We start from the raw sequence: 278 nt of genomic DNA on the forward strand, positions 1-278 counted from the left end.
ACGTGGTCGGGCTGATCTCGTCGATCGCCGCCCAGACCAACCTGCTGGCGCTCAATGCCACGATCGAGGCGGCGCGGGCCGGCGCGGCGGGACGGGGCTTCGCGGTGGTGGCCGCCGAGGTGAAGGAACTCGCCGGCCAGACCGCGAAGGCGACGGAGGAGATCACCGGCCAGATCGCCGCGATCCAGGCCTCCACGGGTCAGGCGGTCGGCGCAATCGGGGCGATCACCGCCCGGATCGAGGAGATCTCGGGCGTGGCGACCTCGATCGCGGCGGCG

The 278-nt window shown here is 73.0% G+C and carries 1 protein-coding gene; it reads left to right on the top strand.

Features of this window, described 5'->3' with window-relative positions; translation table 11 throughout:
- Positions 1 to 278 (top strand): methyl-accepting chemotaxis protein (locus MFF64_RS36800; RefSeq protein ID WP_238193971.1); only part of this gene is annotated, 278 nt, incomplete at both ends.

Origin of the sequence: Methylobacterium frigidaeris, assembly GCF_022179185.1 — a bacterium.
Taxonomy (GTDB): Bacteria; Pseudomonadota; Alphaproteobacteria; order Rhizobiales; family Beijerinckiaceae; genus Methylobacterium; species Methylobacterium frigidaeris.